This window comes from Burkholderia sp. Ed8 (assembly GCF_040761425.1).
GTDB lineage: Bacteria > Pseudomonadota > Gammaproteobacteria > Burkholderiales > Burkholderiaceae > Burkholderia > Burkholderia seminalis.
In genome coordinates, this window is sequence record NZ_CP142886.1 from 1,575,436 (window position 1) to 1,591,864 (window position 16,429).

The window sequence follows — 16,429 nt, forward strand, 5'->3', positions numbered from 1 at the left end:
CGCGGGCGTTTCGCAGGAGCAACATGAGTCACGATCCGAATTGCCTGTTCTGCAAGATCGCGGCAGGCGAGATCCCGAGCACGAAGGTGCACGAGGACGACGAATTCGTCGCGTTCCGCGACATCCGCCCGGCGGCCGAGACGCACGTGCTCGTGATTCCGCGCCGGCACCTGCCGACGCTGTCGGCGGCGAGCGCGGACGATGCGCCGATGCTCGGCCGGCTGATGCTGCTCGTCGCGCGCCTTGCCGACCAGCTCGGCGTCGCGTACACGGGCGGCGAGACCGGTTTTCGCACGGTGATCAATACGGGCCCGGGCGGCGGGCAGGAGGTCTACCACCTGCACGCGCATATCCTGGCCGGTCCGCGCCCCTGGCAGCGGATGGGTTGACGGCGCGGGGCGTTTCCCCGCATCGATAGTCGAAGCCGGCGCGTCGCCGGCGATTTGCGCCGCCCGGCGGCGTGGTTGAGGAGAGGTTTCATCATGGGTGGATTGAGCATTTGGCACTGGCTGATCGTGCTGCTGATCGTCGCGCTGGTTTTCGGTACGAAGAAGCTGCGCAACATCGGCAACGATCTCGGCAGCGCCGTGAAGGGTTTCAAGGACGGCATGAAGGAAGGCGAAACGCCGGCCGACGCGCAGCAGCTGCCGCGCTCCGGCTCGGTCGACGTCAACGCGAAGGAAACGACGCGTTCCGATTCGAACAAGGCGTAACGCCGGCCCGCTGACAGGCATTCGCGATGCTGGATCTCGGTCTTTCGAAGATGGCGCTGATCGGCGTCGTCGCGCTCGTGGTGCTCGGCCCCGAGCGCCTGCCGCGCGTCGCGCGTACGGCAGGCGCGCTGTTCGGTCGTGCGCAGCGGTACATCAACGACGTGAAGGCCGAGGTCTCGCGCGAAATCGAACTCGACGCGTTGCGGACGATGAAGACCGATTTCGAATCGGCCGCGCGCAATGTCGAGACGACGATTCACGACAACCTGCGCGAGCACGAGAAGGAACTCAACGACACGTGGCATTCCGCGGTCGGCGGTCTTGACGAAGCGTCGGGTGCCGCCGGGTCCTACGGTTCCGACGCGCCTGCTGCGCCGTCGTGGCGCGGCAGTCCGGCCGCGCTCGCGACGAAGCGCCGCAACTGGCGCGTGAAGCAGGCGGCGACGCCTGTCTGGTACAAGCGCGCGACCACCCGCCGCACGCACGTGCAGTCGGGCGCCGCGCGTGTCGCGCGCCACCAGCCGGCCAGCCTGCGCCGGCCGACGCGCTTCTTCTGAGCCGAGCGCATGCTCGCTCGTCAATCCTACCGAGGGCCGGTGTGAGCGACCCCCAGCAGAACCCGGGCGACGCCCCGGAAGAAACCTTCATTTCCCATCTCGTCGAGCTTCGCGACCGCATCATTCGCGCGGGGCTGGCCGTGATCGTCGTGTTCCTCGGGCTCGTCTACTGGGCGCCCGACATCTTCCGGCTGCTCGCGCGGCCGCTGATGGAGAATCTGCCGAAGGACGGCAAGATGATCGTCACCGACGTCACCGGCTCGTTCTTCGTGCCGATGAAGGTCACGATGCTCGTCGCGCTCGTGATCGCGCTGCCGGTCGTGCTGTACCAGATCTGGGCGTTCGTCGCGCCGGGGCTGTACCAGCACGAGAAGAAGCTCGTCACGCCGCTCGTCGGCAGCAGCTACGTGCTGTTCCTGTGCGGGATGGCATTCGCGTACTTCCTCGTGTTCCCGACGATCTTCCGCGTGATGGCGCACTACAACGCGCCGCTCGGGGCCGAGATGACGACCGACATCGACAACTACCTGAGCTTCGTGCTCGGGATGTTCATCGCGTTCGGGGTCACGTTCGAGGTGCCGATCGTCGTCGTGCTGCTCGTCCGGATGGGCGTGCTGACGGTGAAGAAACTGAAGGAAATCCGCCCGTACGTGATCGTCGGCGCGTTCGTCGTCGCGGCGGTCGTCACGCCGCCGGACGTGTTCTCGCAACTGATGCTCGCGCTGCCGCTGATCGTGCTGTATGAAGCCGGGATCCTGGCCGCGCGGTTCTTCGTGCCGAAGAAGCCGGCCGAAGAGGGCGAGGCGGGGAACGGCGAAGCCGCGGGCTGACGGCGGCGCACCGGGCGGCGGGCCGGCTCTTCCGGTCGGCTCGAACGGTGCGGCGATGCCGTGGCCGAGCAGGCAAGCGTGTGGCATTGCCCCCTTCCCGGGCAATACGGATCGGTCGAAGCAAAGCAAAAGGGCAGCCAACCGGCTGCCCTTTTTCATTTCCACCGACGACAACGGGCGCGTGATGTCGCGCGACCCGTCTGCCCAACCTCATTCGGTATCGCTGTCCTGCTCGTCGAGCGTCTGCTTCGGCGGCGGCGGGCGCTTGCCGATCACGACGCTCACGTCGAACTCCTTGCCCTTGCGCACGACGTGCACCTTGGTCGGCGTGCCGGGCTTGATCTGCGCGACGACGTTCAGCAGCTTGGTCGTGTCCGTGATGTCCTCGCCGTTGACCGTGACCAGGATATCGCCCGGCTTGATGCCGGCCTTGTCGGCCGGGCCGCCCTGCAGCACGCCGGCGACGATCGCGCCCGATTTCTGCTGGAGCCCGAACGACTCGGCGATCTCCGGCGTGACGTCCTGCGGTTCGACGCCGATCCAGCCGCGCGTGACCGAGCCCGTCGTGATGATGCTCTCGAGCACCGTGCGCGCGGTCGACACCGGAATCGCGAAGCCGATGCCGAGCGAACCGCCCGAACGCGAGTAGATCGCCGTGTTGATGCCGAGCAGGTTGCCGTTCACGTCGACCAGCGCGCCGCCCGAGTTGCCGGGGTTGATCGGTGCGTCGGTCTGGATGAAGTTCTCGAACGTGTTGATGCCGAGGTGATTGCGGCCGAGCGCGCTGATGATCCCCATCGTGACCGTCTGGCCGACGCCGAACGGGTTGCCGATCGCGAGCACGACGTCGCCGACGCGCGACTGGTCGGAGCGGCCGAGCGTGATCGTCGGCAGGTTCGTCACGTTGATCTTCAGCACGGCCAGATCGGTCTCGGGATCGCTGCCGATCACCTTCGCGGTGGCCGTGCGGCCGTCGGCGAGCGCGACTTCGATCTGGTCGGCGCCGTCCACGACGTGCTGGTTCGTTAGAATGTAACCTTCCGGGCTCACGATAACGCCCGAGCCGAGGTTGGCTGCCGGTTCGTCCTGCTGCTTGCGGGCGTTGCGGTCGCCGAAGAAGTAGCGGAACAGCGGATCTTTCGCGCGCGGGTCGGGCGGCAGCGAGCCGTCCTTGCTGGAGAACACGTTGACGACGGCCGGCATCGCCTTCTGCGCGGCTTCCGCGTACGACGTGGTCGCCGGCGCGCCGCCGATGCCGGGCGCGACCTCCCGCAGCGCAACGATCGGCGTGGCGAGCTGCTTGCCGAGCTGTCCTTGCCGTTGCAGCCATTGCGGCTTGAGCGTCACGACGATGAACATCAGCGCGAGCAGCACGGTAACCGCCTGCGCGAAGAACAGCCAGAAGCGTCTAAGCATCTGAATGGATTAGAGGTTTATATGGATCGGATCGAACTTGAATTGTACTTGAACAATACCCTCGAAACCGCGCGCTTCAAGGACTATTGCCCGAACGGCCTCCAGGTCGAGGGGCGCCGCAAGGTCGAGAAGATCGCCACCGGCGTGACGGCGTCGGTCGCGTTCCTCGAGGCCGCGCTCGAATGGGGGGCGGATGCCGTGCTCGTCCATCACGGTTATTTCTGGCGCAACGAGGCGCCGCAGATCACGGGCCGCAAGTACCAGCGCCTGAAGCTGCTGCTCGCGAACGACCTGAACCTGTTCGCGTTCCACCTGCCGCTCGACGCGCATCCCGAATTCGGCAACAACGCGCAGCTCGGCGCGAAGCTCGGGCTGATCGGCGAGCAGCGTTTCGGCGAAGGCAACCTCGGCTGGATGGCGACGCTGCCGATGCCCGTCACGCTCGAGCACTTCGTCGCGAAGGTCGAGAACACGCTCGGCCGCACGCCGCTCGTGCTCGGTGACCCGGAGATGCAGCTGCGCCGTATCGCGTGGTGCACCGGCGCCGCGCAAAGCTATTTCGACGCGGCGATCGATGCCGGCGCGGACGTGTACCTGACCGGCGAGGTGTCCGAATACGTGACGCACACGGCTGCCGAGAGCGGCGTCGCGTTCGTTGCGGCGGGGCACCACGCGACCGAACGTTACGGAATCCAGGCGCTGGGCGCCCACTTGTCCGAAGAATTCGATATCGAGCACCTTTTTATCGATATTCACAATCCGGTCTGAGCGACGAATTTGCGGCGGTGCATCGAAATTTCGCAATGTAGCGAATGCTTAAAAGTGAAATGATTTAATCGCTCCGATAGTGGGGGATAACCCTTAACTATCAAACACTTCGAAGGGATTTTCATCTCCGGGCCTTGTAAATGGCGACTCCATTCGAGCAAACTAGCGGCGGAATGGAAAGTCGTGACGGAAAATCCAACTCAGAAGTGGGGCGTGTGATGCGAGACAAGGAAGAGAAACGCGTCGACAGCGGCCGCCGTACCTGGCTGATTGCGACATCCGTAGCAGGTGGCGTGGGAGGCGTAGCCACCGTCATACCTTTCGCGGCGTCGCTTGCGCCGTCCGCGAAAGCGAAAGCGGCCGGTGCCCCGGTCGAGGTTGATATCAGCGGCCTGAAGCCTGGCGAAATGGTCACCGTGCCGTGGCGCGGCAAGCCCGTCTGGATCCTGAATCGCACCGATTCGATGCTGGCCGACGTGGTCAAGGCCGACAAGGAAGTCGCGGATCCGACCACGAAATCCCCGTATTCGATGCCGTTGCCCGCGTATTGCGCCAACGAATATCGCTCGCGGGCCGATCGCAAGAACATTCTCGTCGTGATGGCCGTGTGTACGCACCTCGGCTGCACGCCTAGCCAACGCTTCACGCCGGGTCCGCAGCCGAACCTGCCGGACGACTGGCCGGGCGGTTTCCTGTGCCCGTGCCACGGTTCGACCTACGACCTCGCCGGCCGTGTGTTCAAGAACAAGCCGGCGCCTCAGAATCTCGACATCCCGCCCTACATGTTCACGTCGGCGACGACCCTCGTGATTGGCAAGGACGAGAAAGGAGAAGCGTGATGGCCGCCGACAACAAAGAAGTCTCCACGACAGGTCTCACCGGCTGGATCGATCAGCGCTTCCCGCTCACGTCCACCTGGAAGAAGCACGTTTCCGAGTACTACGCGCCGAAGAACTTCAACTTCTGGTACTTCTTCGGCTCCCTCGCGCTGCTGGTGCTCGTCAACCAGATCGTCACGGGCATCTTCCTGACGATGAACTACAAGCCCGACTCGATGCTCGCGTTCGCGTCGGTCGAGTACATCATGCGCGAGGTGCCGTGGGGCTGGCTGATCCGCTACATGCACTCGACCGGTGCATCGATGTTCTTCGTGGTCGTCTACCTGCACATGTTCCGCGGGCTGCTGTACGGGTCGTACCGCAAGCCGCGCGAGCTCGTGTGGATCTTCGGCTGCGCGATCTTCCTGTGCCTGATGGCCGAGGCGTTCTTCGGCTACCTGCTGCCGTGGGGCCAGATGTCGTTCTGGGGTGCACAGGTGATCGTGAACCTGTTCTCGGCGATCCCGTTCGTCGGCCCGGACCTGTCGCTGTGGATTCGCGGCGACTACGTCGTGTCCGACGTCACGCTGAACCGTTTCTTCGCGTTCCACGTGATCGCGATTCCGCTCGTGCTGGTCGGTCTCGTGATCGCGCACCTCGTCGCACTGCACGAAGTGGGGTCGAATAACCCGGACGGCATCGAGATCAAGGCGAAGAAGGACGAGAACGGCATCCCGCTCGACGGCATCCCGTTCCATCCGTACTACTCGGTGCACGATTTCCTCGGCGTGTGCGTGTTCCTGATGATCTTCGCGCTGATCGTGTTCTTCTCGCCGGAGATGGGCGGCTACTTCCTCGAGGCGAACAACTTCGTCCCCGCGAACCCGCTGCAGACGCCGCCCGAGATCGCACCGGTCTGGTACTTCACCGCGTTCTACGCGATGCTGCGCGCGACCACCGACCCGTTCAAGATCGTGCTGATGATCGTGATCGCGCTGCTCGGCGTGCTCGCGCTGATCCGCGCGCGCGGCAAGTGGAAGGCCGGCCTGCCAGTGCTGGCCGCGGCGATCGTCGTGTTCATGTACCTGACGGAGTCGAAGTTCTGGGGCGTCGTCGTGATGGGCTCGGCGGTGATCACGTTGTTCTTCCTGCCGTGGCTGGATCGCAGCCCGGTGAAGTCGATCCGCTACCGGCCGCTGTTCCACAAGGTGTTCCTCGGGATCTTCGTCGCGGCGTTCCTGACCCTCGCGTTCCTCGGCACGCGGCCGCCATCGCCGGCTGCGACGCTGATCGCGCAGGCCTGCGCGCTGATCTACTTCGCGTTCTTCCTCGGCATGCCCGTCTGGACGCCGCTTGGCACGTTCAAGCAGCCGCCGGAGCGGGTGCGCTTCAAGCCCCATTAACGTGAGCGAGGAGAGAACGACATGAAGAAACTGCTTTCGACACTCGCGCTGATCGGGGCGACCGCGTGCGCGCTGCTGGCGGCGCCGGCCGTGCGGGCGGAAGGTAATTTTCCGCTCGACCGGGCGCCCGATAACACGGAAAATCTCGTTTCGCTTCAGCACGGCGCGCAATTGTTTGTAAACTATTGCCTGAACTGCCACAGCGCGAACCTGATGCGCTACAACCGTCTGACGGATCTGGGCATATCCCAGAAGGAGATCGAAAAGAATCTCCTGTTCACGACCGACAAGGTCGGCAACACGATGTCCGTCGCGATGCGGCCCGAAGACGCGAAGAACTGGCTCGGCACCACGCCGCCCGACCTGTCGGTCGAGGAGCGCGCGCGCGGCCGCGACTGGCTGTATACGTCTCTGCGGAGTTTCTACCGCGACGATACGCGGCCGACCGGCTGGAACAACGCGGTGTTCGAGAACGTCGGCATGCCCCATGTGTTGTGGCAGCTGCAGGGGCAGCGCATTGCCAAATTCGAAGACAAGACGTACGAGGAGACGGGCGAGAAGGTCCACACGCTCGTCGGCTTCCAGCAGGTCACACCGGGCACGCTGTCGTCGCCCGACTATGATGCTGCGGTGGCCGACCTGGTGGCCTATATGACATGGATGTCCGAGCCGGCCCAGCAGACCCGCAAACGCCTCGGCGTGTGGGTGCTGATCTTTCTCGGTGTCCTGACTTTCCTGGCCTGGCGGCTCAATGCCGCGTACTGGAAAGATATCAAGTAAACACGCCTGACCGGCGTGGGGCCGGCGCAAGGCGGAACCCGTGAAAGGGGTTGCGCCGCGTGCCGGCCCTCGGCTTTTTTGAGGAAACGCAAATATGATGGTTCTGTATTCCGGCACAACTTGCCCGTTCTCCCAGCGTTGCCGGCTGGTGCTGTTCGAGAAGGGCATGGACTTCGAAATCCGCGACGTCGACCTGTTCAACAAGCCGGAAGACATTTCGGTGATGAACCCGTACGGTCAGGTGCCGATCCTGGTCGAGCGCGACCTGATCCTGTACGAATCGAACATCATCAACGAGTACATCGACGAGCGCTTCCCGCATCCGCAGCTGATGCCGGCCGACCCGGTGCAGCGCGCCCGTGCGCGCCTGTTCCTGCTCAACTTCGAGAAGGAACTGTTCGTCCACGTCAGCACGCTCGAGAACGAGAAGGGCAAGGCGGCGGAGAAGAACCACGAGAAGGCACGCCTCGCGATCCGCGATCGCCTGACGCAGCTCGCGCCGATCTTCGTGAAGAACAAGTACATGCTCGGCGAAGAGTTCTCGATGCTCGACGTCGCGATCGCTCCGCTGCTGTGGCGCCTGGATCACTACGGCATCGAGCTGTCGAAGAACGCCGCGCCGCTGATGAAGTACGCCGAACGGATCTTCAGCCGTCCGGCCTACATCGAGGCACTGACGCCGTCCGAAAAGGTCATGCGTCGTTGATGTTGCAATGAAGGAATGACGGAGCGGGCGGCGCGGCGTGCCGCGTGCCTGCTCCGGGTTCGAGGATCGTGATGCAAGAGATTTCAACGAAGCCTTATCTGCTGCGCGCGTTGTACGAGTGGTGCACCGATAACGGTTACACGCCGCATATCGCGGTGAGGGTCGACAACTCGACGCGCGTGCCGCGTCAGTTCGTGCGTGACGGCGAGATCGTGCTCAACATCAGCTTCGAGGCGACGAGCCAGTTGCAGATGGGCAACGAGTGGATCGAGTTCACGGCCCGGTTCTCCGGGAAGGCGCACAAGATCGAGATTCCGGTGGCCAACGTGCTCGCGATCTATGCGCGCGAGAACGGGCAGGGCATGGCGTTCCAGGTCGATGCGGTTGCGGGCGAGGGCGCGGATTCGGGTACGTTCGACGATGACGCCGCGCAAGCGGAAGACGGGCAGCGTGACGAGCCTGCGTCGACGTTGACGCCGGTCGCCGACAGCGGCGCGAACGAGGAGCCGTCCGAAGGCGCCGACGAACCGCCGAAAACCGACGGCGACGGCACGAAAGGCGGCAGCAGACCTCGCCTCAAGATCGTGAAATGAGGTAGAATCTCGCGCTTACGCCGGCTTAGCTCATCTGGTAGAGCAGTTGATTTGTAATCATCAGGTGGCGGGTTCGAGTCCTGCAGCCGGCACCATATTGAACGAAGGGTCGGGAGATTGATTCTCCCGGCCCTTTGTCTTTTCTGCGGCCGTCTTTCTGGTCGGCGAGGTGTCGCGTGCGCGGTGCCGCGACAAGGGGGCTGTCCTTTCGCATCAACCTGCCGCTCACATCTGCCTGAACAACCCCGCATACGCACGACTGACGGGCAGCATCTCCCGCTGCCCGTGCACGCGAATCCGCAACCGCCCCAGCAGATCGCGCTCGATACGATCGATCGCCGCGTACGCGACGATCACACCGCGATGCACCTGCGCGAACCGCGCCGGATCGAGCCGCTGCATCAGGTCCTTCAACGGCGTGCGGATCACGAGCCGTTCGCTGGCCGTGACGATTTCCGTGTATTTTTCCGACGCCTGGAAATACAGCACATCGTCGATCGAAACGAGCCGCGTCGCATCCTTCACGCCCACGGTCAGCCAGCGGATCGGCGCGGCATCCCGCGATTGCGCCGCTTGAGCCAACGCTTCGGGATGCCCGACAGCCGGCTCGCCGCGCTGAAGCTTCGCGATACAGCGCAGCAGCCGCTCGTCCGTCACCGGCTTCAGCAAGTAGTCGACCGCTGAGCGATCGAACGCGTCGACTGCATATTCGTCGTAAGCCGTGACGAACACGACATGTACGTCCGGCACCAGCGCAGCCAGCTTCAATCCGTCGATGCCGGGCATCCGGATGTCGAGGAACGCGATGTCCGGGCGCGGCGACGCATTCAGTGCGGCCAGTGTTTCGACACCGTTGCGCGGCATCGCAACGATCTCCAGTTCAGGCCAGAGCTGCCGCAGTCGTTGCGCGAGCGAAGCGGACAGGTTCGGTTCGTCGTCGGCGATGAGGGCGGTCGGCATGTCAGTCGATCGGAGTCAGCAGGGTGGCGGTGACGCCATGTGCGGCACGCGCGTTCGTTTCGACGGTGACGCTGCCGCGCTCGCCATGCAGCGTCCGGATACGTGCAGCGACGTTGGCGAGCCCGACACCGCCGTGCAGGCCAGAGCCGCCCTTGCCGAGGCCGACGCCCGTGTCGATCACGTTCAGTTCGAGCTTGTCGCCCCGCGTCCGGCCACGAACGACAATCCCGCCGCCGTCGATCGACGGCTCGATCCCGTGCAGCAGCGCATTCTCGACGAGCGGTTGCAGCAGCAGCGGCGAGAACGGCAGCGCGTGCAATTCCTCCGGAACTTCGATCGCATATGACAGCCGCTCGCCGAGCCGGATCGAGGCGATCTTCAGCAACGCGTCGACGAGATCGAGTTCGTCGCCGAGCGTCGACGTCGCATCGCGCGTGCGGCGCAGGCTCGCACGCAGGTAGCGGTTCAGGTGGTCCAGCATCGTCGATGCGCGGGACGGGTCGCGTTCGATCAGGCTCTGCACGTTCGCGAGCGTATTGAACAGGAAGTGCGGCTCGATCTGCGCCTGCAGCAGCGCGAGGCGTGCGGCTGTCTCGGCCTGGCGCGCTTCGGCGGCTTCGCGTCGCTCGGTTTCGAGCGTCGCGCGCATGCGAAGCGACTGAAGGAACAGCGACACGCACACGAACAGCACGGCCGACACCAGGAACGACGGCCCGTAGTTGTCCCACGCTCCGATGCTGGTGTGCCCGAATACGTGCGGCACGTTCCCGCGAATGATGGTCGCGGCGATCTCGAACCCGGCGAACACGCTGACCGGTGCGATCACGATGGCCTTCAGCACGAGCCCCGGCTTGCGCGGCAGCAGCCGATTCGCGGCGCGGCTGAGCAACAGCGCGCAGAAACCGATCGTGTTGGCGACGACGAGGTAGGGCAGCAGCGGTTCGCCGACATGGACGACCCAGAATCCCACGCCGACGACCGAATTGAAGCACGTGAACGCGAGCAGCGCGGCCGGATCGCGCAGCCGCCGCGGTGCGGCGCCGGCAGGCGGTGGTATCGGTGAAGGATCGGACGTGGCTCGCATGGTGTCGGGGGAGCGTGGTGCGCGATGCGCGTATGCCGTGACTTTAGCGTCACGCGGGCCGACTGCGTGAAAGTTGCGACGAACGGCGCGCGGCTTCGACGACGTGCGTCGGCGGCCGACGGCTGGCCGGCTATCGCCACGAGTGTCGCGGAGCGTCGCCCGGAGGGATAGCGGATGGCGCCGGCTCCGCGTCGAGCGGGCCTCACCGGACGACCATCGCCACGACGCGCAACTCGTCCGCGGATTCCGGCCGCCCGTCGCAAGCCGCGCCGCGCGCAGGGGCTGCGCGGTACGGTGTAGGCGTGTCCATTCCGATCAGGCGACTTCGACCATGTCCGCGCTCCTTCATCTGAAGCCTTACGTGTACGTGATGTTCTGCGTGCTGCTTTACATCGGCATCAAGCGCTGTTTCCCGCGCGAGGTGCCGGCGATGCGACCGCTGATTTCTCCCGTCGTATTCGGGATGCTCGGCATCGTCAGCCTGAACGGCCTGTTTCCGCACGCCGGTGTCGATGCGAACGCGATTGCGCTGGCGGCCGTGCTGGGCGGCGCGTCGCTGGGCTGGCTGCACGCGAGCCGGTGGCGCCTCGAATACCGCTCGATGCCGTCGGGCCTGCACGTGCGCCTACCCGGCGACGCAAGCCTGCTCGTCACGCTGATGGTGACCTTCGTCGCGGAAACCTGCATGCATTATGCAGTGGCCGTGCGGGCGCCATGGGCGGCGACGAGCGGCTTCGAGATGCTGTCGTTCGCCGTCTGGGGCGTGCTCGTCGGAATGACGCTTGGGCGTGCGCTGAACGTGGTCGTGCGCTGCATGCGCCATGCGAGCGGATCGGAGCGCGGCGGCTACCCGTATTCAGTCGATTCGCGATGACGGGCGCGAGCTTGATGCAGTTCGTCGTCAACTGGATCCGCATCGAAACGCCGGCGGCGCGTAATGCGGACTGTTTCGCTCCCGCTTTGCTGTCACGGCCGCGTCACGATACGCCCATAAGGTTGCACGTTTTCATCGCCGCGACCTCGCCCGACGGAGCCGTGCGCAACCCGCCCCGCGGCGACGTGCCCGCCTCGCAGGCCGGGCAACCGGGATCTCGCTCCGGCAGCCTGGCGGTCGCGCATCGCACCCTTCCATTCGAAAACACGATCGACGCCGGTTCGAACCGGATCGCGGCCGGTCAGGAGACAAGCACCATGCTGAGTCCGCACGAATTCTCGATGCTGTTGCGCATTGCGCGTGCGCCGGACAGCGTCGATCAATCGAATCCGGCCTTTGCCGTGCTGGTCGAGAAGCGTCTGGTCGACGATACGCAGGCGCGCATGAGCGCCGTGGCGGCGCGTCCGGCGCTGACGCCGATCGGCCAGATGTTGCTGGCGCGCTTCGACGAAGCGGCTTGAGGGGAGGCGTCACGCGTTCATCGAAATGAACGGCGTGACGCATTGAAACGCCGGGCCGCTTATTGCGCGACCGGCACCGTTACATCGCTGCCGAACCAGTGCATCGAGATCTTCTTCAACGTGCCGTCCTTGTGCAGCGAATCGAGCGCGTCGTTGATCGCCTTCTCGAACTTCGGATTGCCCTTGCGGAACGGGATCGCCATTTCCTGCTTGCCGCCGTTCAGCACCGCACCCGCGCGCAGCGGCAGGTTGGACGTCTTGATCATGTACGGCAGCATCAGCCGATCGTCGAGCGTTGCCTCGATCCGGCCCGCGGCGAGGTCACGCAGTTTCTCCGGCGCGCCCGGATACGTCTGCACCTCGATACCCGGCACGGTGCGCGCCATCTGGTCGTAGTTGGTGCCGAGCGTCACGCCCAGCTTCTTGCCCTTGAAGTCGTCGAGCGACTTGAAGTTGCGCGTGTCGTCCTTGCGCTGGATCAGCTGCGCGGCCGAGTACGTGTATGGCTGGCTGAAGTCGAGCGCTTCCTTGCGTTGCGGCGTGATCGTGACCTGGTTGACGATCACGTCGAACTTGCCGGCCTGCAGGCCGGCGATGATGCCGCTCCATTCGGTCGGGACGAACTGCGTCTTCACGCCGAGCTTGCCGGCGACCGCGTTCGCGACGTCGACGTCGAAACCCTCGAGCTGGCCTGACGTGCCGCGCGAATTGAACGGCGGGTACGTGCCTTCGAGGCCGACGCGCAGCACGCCGGCTTTCTTCACGGAATCGAGCAGGTCTTCCGCGTGTGCGGCGACGGCCGTGAAGCCGAGGGCCGACGCGAGCAGCAGGCCCGACAGCAGGAACTTCGAACGTTTCATCGCAGATCTCCAGTGTTCAGTGTCGTGTAGGGAGCGCCGGGTATCGGTTGGACCCGGATGAGGCCGGAATACGGGCACGTAGACACTACTCGCAACCGCGCCGCGCCGGAAGTCGAATTGGCCCTGATTGCAATCGATTTCACCTGGCGGCGAGGGCGGAACGGTTCGGCGGGCGGCAGCGCAGGCGAAGCGCGGACCGATTGGATGCCGTGTCTTCAAATCCGGCCGGTTTACGAAGATGCCAGTAAATTGTCTGTAAAATCGCGCGAGCGAAGTCCAGTGCTCGCGCCATCCGAGGGCGCGTCAAAAGAAGAAAAGGCCGTAGCCATGAACATGCAGAACACGATCGCCGCGTTGCGTGGCGGGTTGCTTCAGCAGGACCGGTTGCTGAAGCTCGATACGCCCTTGGGGGGCAACGTCCTGACCGTGCAGCGGGCAGTCGGCCGCTCGCGCATCGGGCGTGCGTACGAGTTCACGCTCGACGTGCTGTCGACCGATAGCGATCTGGAACTTAAAAAGCTGATCGCGCAGCCCGTCACGCTGTGGATCGAGCAAGGCGACCGCAGCTATCGGCCGATCAACGGATACGTGCATACCGCGCGCCGGCTGGGCGCCGACGGCGGGCTCACGACCTATCAGCTCACGTTCGCCGATTTCACCCATTTCCTGAAGTTCCGTCGCGACCAGCGGCTCTGGAACGACACGACCGTCGACCAGATCATCAGCGACGTGCTGAACCAGCATCCGCAGGCCAAGGGCCATTTCCGCTTCGCGCTGTCGAAGCCGGTGCCGAATCGCTCGTACACGCGCCAGCACGACACCGACTGGCATTTCGTGCATCGGCTGATGGAGGACGAGGGGCTCTTCTGCGCATGGCAGCAGGCCGACGACGGCAAGTCGCACACGCTCGTGATCACCGACAATCTGCAGGCGTTTGCGCCGCTGTCACCGAAGACGGTGAGCTTCTATCGCGGCGGTGCGGCAAGCGGGGCCGACGCGTTCACGCAATGGTCGGGCACGCGCACGCTGCAGAGCGTCACGCGGTCGACGCGCACGTTCGACTACAAGAATCCCGCGCAACCGTCGAATCCGAAAGGTACGTCGCTGCCGACGATGGCCGGCCAGGGTGAACTGCCGGACCAGCTCGAGGTGTACGAGTACACGGGCGCTTACACGTATCTGGACCAGACGCGCGGCGACCATCTGACGAAGGTACGGATGGAGGAGTGGGAATCGCAGGCGAAGCGCTTCCACGGTGCGGGCGGCGTGCGCGCGATCGACGCCGGCCGGCGCTTCACGCTGGCCGAGCATCCCGAGCACGATCGCGATTCCGCCGATCAGCGCGAATTCGCCGCGATCGAGGTCGCGTGGTGGATCGAGAACAACCTGCCCGTTGCGAGCGACAGCGCGGACTTCCCGTACAGCCTGCGCGAGGCATTGATCCAGGCACAGGACGGTTACGGCGCCGATCCTGCGTTGCGTGTCCCGCACGACGACGGATCGACGGGCTTCTATCTGGTCGAGGTCGAGGCGCAGCGCGTGAGCGTGCCGTATCGCAGCCCGTTCGAGCATAAAAAACCGGAGATGCACCTCGAAACGGCAATCGTCGTTGGACCGCAGGGCGAGGAGGTCTATACCGACGAACTGAACCGGATCCGTGTGCAGTTCGTATGGGACCGGTTGAATCCGGCCAACGAGAACGCGTCGTGCTGGGTACGCGTGGTGCAGTCGGATACGGGCGGCGGCTACGGCGGCGTGCACGTGCCGCGTATCGGCGAGGAAGTGCTGATCGATTACGTGGGCGGCGACTGCGACCGGCCGCTGGCCGTCGGGCGCGTGTACAACGGCGCGAACCAGCCGCAGTGGCACAGCGACGGGATCCTCTCCGGCTACCGGTCGAAGGAGTATTCGGGCGGCGGCTACAACCAGCTCGTGATGGACGACGCGACCGGGCAGAACCGCGTGCAGTTGATGAGCAGCAGCGCGAACAGCCTGCTGCACCTCGGCTACATCATCGACCAGAACGGCAATTCGCGCGGCTCGTATCTCGGCAGCGGGTTCGACTTGCGCTCGGATGCGTACGGCGCGGTGCGGGCGAGCCAGGGCCTTTACGTGACGACGCACCCGAAGGCGCCGAACAGCCAGCCGCTCGACGTGAAGGAAGCGCAGCAGCAGCTCGTGACGGGTGAAAGCCTCGTCGAAGCGATGTCGGGTGTGAGCGAGCAGCATCAGGCGGAAAGCCTGAAGGAAGCGCACGACACGATGCGCGCGTTCACCGACGCGACGCAGGACAGCAAGTCGGGCAGCGCGTCCGGCGGGCGCACGGCCGGTGGCGGCACCGGAAGCGCGAATGCGTTCAAGGAGCCGGTGATGCTGTTCGGCAGCCCGTCGGGAATCGGGATGTCGACGCAGCAGTCGGTGCATGTGGTCGCGAACGATCACGTGAACGTGGCGAGCGGGCAAAGCGTGCATGTCGCGGCGGGCAAGTCGCTGATCGGGAGCATCGGGCAGAAGCTGAGCCTGTTCGTGCAGAACGCGGGGATGAAGCTGTTCGCGGGCAAGGGCAAGGTGGAGATCCAGGCGCAGTCGGACAACATCGAGGTGACCGCGCAGAAGGCGGTGAAGGTCGTGTCGGCGACTGACCGGATCGAGATCGCGGCCGATCAGGGGATTCTGCTGACGAGCGGCGGCGGGTATATCCGCATTCAAGGCGGGAACATCGAGATTCATACGCCGGGTGCGGTCGATGTGAAGGGTGCGTCGCATACGTTCGCGGGGCCGGCGAGCATGGGGTATCCGTTGCCGAGTCCACGGCCGGATCAGCCGGGGCAGCTGGAGCTGTTTCACAAGTACGTGAACGGCGAGGCGGTGAAGGGCGGGCTGTTCACGGTGAAAGACGTGAACGGTGCGGTGCTGAAGAAGGGGGCGCTTGACAACAGCGGCTACACGGTCGTGAGCGGGCTGCCGCCGGGTGCGGTACGTGTCGAGTTCGGGAAGGATCCGCGCGAGTCGGATCAGCCGGCGAACTATTTCAAACAGGCGAAATGGCCGGCGGAGCCGGTCGAGCCGTCGCCGGAGGCGGCCCAGTCAGCGGCAACGGGACAGCTTGCCAGCCAGTTGCAAGGGATGGCCCCTGCTGCTGCGACGGCAGCCATGGGGCTCGTGAGCGGTGGCGGTGCAGGTGCAGCGCTGGGCGGACTGGCGAGTTCCGCGTTGCCGGCTGCGGCGGGCGCGCTGGGTGGGGCAGGTGCAGTCTCCGCGCTGCAGACGGCGTCGAGCCTGGGCAGCGCCGCTAAGCAGGTGGCCGGGATGGTGCAGGCGGCACGGCAAGGCGGACTCGCGGCGCTGGCCGCGCCGGCGGCGAATGCGGCGTCCGGTGCGTTGCAAGGCGCATTGCCGGGCGTCGCCGGTATCGCGGGCAAGGGCGCCACGACCGTGGCCTCGGCCGCGGGCGCGACGGGCATGAAGCTGCCGACGAGCGGGTTTGGCGGACCGCTGAAATCCTGAGAGCGCGGCGGCTCGTCGGCCGCCCGAATATGACGAACT

General features: G+C 65.1%; 17 protein-coding genes and 1 tRNA gene. 14 read left to right on the forward strand and 4 right to left on the reverse strand.

Translation table 11 applies throughout. The annotated features are described in order from the left end of the window. The first annotated feature begins 23 nt into the window (after positions 1–23). The 4 genes from VXM69_RS21255 to tatC all read left to right on the forward strand — a co-directional run bounded on the left by VXM69_RS21255 (position 24) and on the right by tatC (position 2,100). Positions 24–389, forward strand: coding sequence for a histidine triad nucleotide-binding protein (locus VXM69_RS21255; RefSeq protein WP_034189810.1), 366 nt, complete (start codon positions 24–26; stop codon positions 387–389). A 93-nt stretch (positions 390–482) separates the two neighbouring features. Next, positions 483–713, forward strand: a complete 231-nt coding sequence (gene tatA / locus VXM69_RS21260) for a Sec-independent protein translocase subunit TatA (protein ID WP_034183658.1) — start codon at positions 483–485, stop codon at positions 711–713. Between the two features lie 26 nt (positions 714–739). Next, complete coding sequence (tatB, locus tag VXM69_RS21265; RefSeq protein WP_034189809.1) at positions 740–1,270, forward strand: Sec-independent protein translocase protein TatB; 531 nt, start codon at positions 740–742, stop codon at positions 1,268–1,270. Between the two features lie 41 nt (positions 1,271–1,311). Beyond that, the gene (gene tatC / locus VXM69_RS21270) at positions 1,312–2,100 is read left to right on the forward strand and encodes a twin-arginine translocase subunit TatC (RefSeq protein WP_034189808.1); all 789 of its coding nucleotides are present in this window, start codon (positions 1,312–1,314) and stop codon (positions 2,098–2,100) included. 210 nt (positions 2,101–2,310) lie between these two features. On the opposite strand, the gene VXM69_RS21275 is transcribed toward tatC, so the two are convergent. Next, complete coding sequence (locus VXM69_RS21275; protein WP_034189807.1) at positions 2,311–3,516, reverse strand: Do family serine endopeptidase; 1,206 nt, start codon at positions 3,514–3,516, stop codon at positions 2,311–2,313. 21 nt (positions 3,517–3,537) lie between these two features. Between VXM69_RS21275 and VXM69_RS21280 the strand changes: the two genes are divergently transcribed. The 7 genes from VXM69_RS21280 to VXM69_RS21310 all read left to right on the forward strand — a co-directional run bounded on the left by VXM69_RS21280 (position 3,538) and on the right by VXM69_RS21310 (position 8,679). Continuing rightward, positions 3,538–4,284: a Nif3-like dinuclear metal center hexameric protein gene (locus VXM69_RS21280; RefSeq protein ID WP_049032317.1), complete on the forward strand. Its 747-nt coding sequence runs from the start codon at positions 3,538–3,540 to the stop codon at positions 4,282–4,284. A 218-nt stretch (positions 4,285–4,502) separates the two neighbouring features. Then, on the forward strand, positions 4,503–5,123 hold the full coding sequence (petA, locus tag VXM69_RS21285; protein WP_006477110.1) for a ubiquinol-cytochrome c reductase iron-sulfur subunit: 621 nt from the start codon (positions 4,503–4,505) through the stop codon (positions 5,121–5,123). Next, positions 5,123–6,505 (forward strand): cytochrome bc complex cytochrome b subunit, encoded by a 1,383-nt coding sequence (locus tag VXM69_RS21290; RefSeq protein ID WP_034189805.1) that lies wholly within the window; start codon positions 5,123–5,125, stop codon positions 6,503–6,505. Before petA ends, VXM69_RS21290 begins: the two co-directional genes overlap by 1 nt. A gap of 21 nt (positions 6,506–6,526) precedes the next feature. Then, the gene (locus tag VXM69_RS21295; RefSeq protein WP_367190136.1) at positions 6,527–7,285 is read left to right on the forward strand and encodes a cytochrome c1; all 759 of its coding nucleotides are present in this window, start codon (positions 6,527–6,529) and stop codon (positions 7,283–7,285) included. A 94-nt stretch (positions 7,286–7,379) separates the two neighbouring features. Next, on the forward strand, positions 7,380–7,991 hold the full coding sequence (locus VXM69_RS21300) for a glutathione S-transferase N-terminal domain-containing protein (RefSeq protein WP_006400565.1): 612 nt from the start codon (positions 7,380–7,382) through the stop codon (positions 7,989–7,991). A 71-nt stretch (positions 7,992–8,062) separates the two neighbouring features. Next, positions 8,063–8,584 (forward strand): ClpXP protease specificity-enhancing factor, encoded by a 522-nt coding sequence (locus VXM69_RS21305; protein WP_034189803.1) that lies wholly within the window; start codon positions 8,063–8,065, stop codon positions 8,582–8,584. 19 nt (positions 8,585–8,603) lie between these two features. After that, positions 8,604–8,679, forward strand: a tRNA-Thr gene (locus VXM69_RS21310). Between the two features lie 130 nt (positions 8,680–8,809). Here VXM69_RS21310 and VXM69_RS21315 read toward each other — a convergent pair. Both VXM69_RS21315 and VXM69_RS21320 read right to left on the reverse strand, forming a co-directional pair. Further along, the gene (locus VXM69_RS21315; protein ID WP_049032314.1) at positions 8,810–9,544 is read right to left on the reverse strand and encodes a LytTR family DNA-binding domain-containing protein; all 735 of its coding nucleotides are present in this window, start codon (positions 9,542–9,544) and stop codon (positions 8,810–8,812) included. Position 9,545: 1 nt separating this feature from the next. Further along, entirely contained in the window at positions 9,546–10,628 is a 1,083-nt protein-coding gene (locus VXM69_RS21320; RefSeq protein WP_367190137.1) for a sensor histidine kinase, read from the reverse strand. A 142-nt stretch (positions 10,629–10,770) separates the two neighbouring features. Between VXM69_RS21320 and VXM69_RS21325 the strand changes: the two genes are divergently transcribed. Beyond that, entirely contained in the window at positions 10,771–11,502 is a 732-nt protein-coding gene (locus tag VXM69_RS21325; protein ID WP_319001973.1) for a DUF6622 family protein, read from the forward strand. A 317-nt stretch (positions 11,503–11,819) separates the two neighbouring features. Next, positions 11,820–12,023: a hypothetical protein gene (locus tag VXM69_RS21330; protein WP_034189859.1), complete on the forward strand. Its 204-nt coding sequence runs from the start codon at positions 11,820–11,822 to the stop codon at positions 12,021–12,023. 59 nt (positions 12,024–12,082) lie between these two features. Here the strand turns inward: VXM69_RS21330 and VXM69_RS21335 are convergent, their stop codons facing one another. Next, a complete protein-coding gene (locus VXM69_RS21335; protein ID WP_034189797.1) occupies positions 12,083–12,883 on the reverse strand; it encodes a transporter substrate-binding domain-containing protein in 801 nt (266 codons plus the stop codon). Positions 12,884–13,210: 327 nt separating this feature from the next. Here VXM69_RS21335 and VXM69_RS21340 point away from each other — a divergent pair, with 327 nt between their 5' ends. Beyond that, complete coding sequence (locus tag VXM69_RS21340; RefSeq protein WP_367190138.1) at positions 13,211–16,390, forward strand: type VI secretion system Vgr family protein; 3,180 nt, start codon at positions 13,211–13,213, stop codon at positions 16,388–16,390. Positions 16,391–16,429: the final 39 nt, after the last annotated feature.